This is a genomic window from Streptomyces sp. C (assembly GCF_000158895.1).
GTDB lineage: Bacteria > Actinomycetota > Actinomycetes > Streptomycetales > Streptomycetaceae > Streptomyces > Streptomyces racemochromogenes.
This window is the reverse complement of sequence record NZ_GG657750.1, coordinates 1,379,193-1,380,623: the sequence shown is the minus strand read 5'-3', so window position 1 is coordinate 1,380,623 and position 1,431 is coordinate 1,379,193. Positions and strand designations below refer to the sequence as shown.

General features: G+C 73.6%; 2 pseudogenes. Both read left to right on the top strand.

From position 1 onward, the window contains the following. Positions 1 to 326 (top strand): annotated as a pseudogene (locus SSNG_RS06020) (hypothetical protein); the annotation flags it as partial. A 53-nt stretch (positions 327 to 379) separates the two neighbouring features. Then, a pseudogene (locus tag SSNG_RS06015) lies at positions 380 to 1,431 on the top strand (hypothetical protein); the annotation flags it as partial.

Below are 1,431 nucleotides of genomic sequence, written 5' to 3'. Positions count from 1 at the left end.
GGGTCTACGCCCGCCGCAGCGCGACCGGCGCCACCAAGGACGCCCGCCGCCTGGCCGGATCCACCACCGGCATCGTCGGCAAGGCCGCCGCCTTCCTCACCGAGTCCGGGTTCCTCCAGCGCACCGGCGACGACTCCGGCGGCACCTACCGGACCACCCCCCGCTACCAGCTCCAGGTCCGCGACATGGCGGGCACGGCGGCCATGGCCGAACTCCTGGAACTCGGCGTGGTCCCCGTCAGCGACGGCTCCGCCACCCTCCTGCCGCCGCCCGAGGGCGACGACCTGGAACTCGCCGCCGACGCCGGCCTGCCGTTCCACGCCTGACCCACCCGCGCCCCCGTACGAGACACACCGAGAAGCAACGAGAGTCCGCCGCCATGTACGAGCTGTCCCGGATCCGCCTCTACTCCATCGGGCCCGCCGGCGCACGCTACGCCGACACCGTGCTCGACCTGCGCGGAGTCGGCGAGCCGGTGCCCCACCCGGCGCCCGCCCAGGCGGAGTTCTTCGAGGACGAGCCCACCGGCCCGCCGCGCCGCCCCGCGCCCGCCGGCGTGCTCTTCCTGGAGAACGGCGGCGGCAAGTCCGTCCTGCTCAAGCTGATCTTCTCGGTGATGCTCCCCGGCCACCGCAACACCCTGGGCGGCGCCAGCTCCGGCGTACTGCGCAAGTTCCTCCTCGCCGACGACTGCGGCCACGTCGCCCTGGAATGGCAGCACACCCAGACCGGCGAGTGCGTCGTCGTCGGCAAGGTCAGCGAGTGGCGCGGCCGCCAGGTCTCCAACGACCCCCGCAAGTTCGCCGAGGCCTGGTACTCCTTCCGCCCCGGCCCGGGCCTGAGCCTGGACAACCTCCCCGTCGCCGAGGCCACCTCCGTACGCCCGCCCGTCGAGGGCGCCTCCGGCGCCCAGGGCCGCCGCCGCACCATGAAGGGCTTCCGCGACGCGATCACCGAGGCCGGCAAGGCGTACCCGCACCTGGAGGTGTACTGGGAGGAGATCCACGACCGCTGGAACGAGCACCTCACCGAACTCGGACTCGACCCCGAACTCTTCCGCTACCAGCGCGAGATGAACGCCGACGAGGGCGAGGCCGCCGGCCTCTTCGCCGTCAAGAAGGACTCCGACTTCACCGACCTCCTGCTGCGCGCCGTCACCGACACCCGCGACACCGACGGCCTCGCCGACCTGGTCCACGGCTTCGGCAACAAGCTCGGCCGCCGCGCCGAGCTGATGGCCGAACGCGACTTCACCGCCGGCTCGGTGGAACTCCTGAACCGCATCGTGGAGGCCGCCGAGACCCGCTCCCGGCTCCGCGACGTCCACGCCGGTGCCGAGCGCCGCACCCGCACCCTCGCCCTGGCGGCTGTCCGCCCGCGCCACTCGAGGAACGCGGCCGCGCCGTCGACCTCGCCCAGCGGGTCACCGGG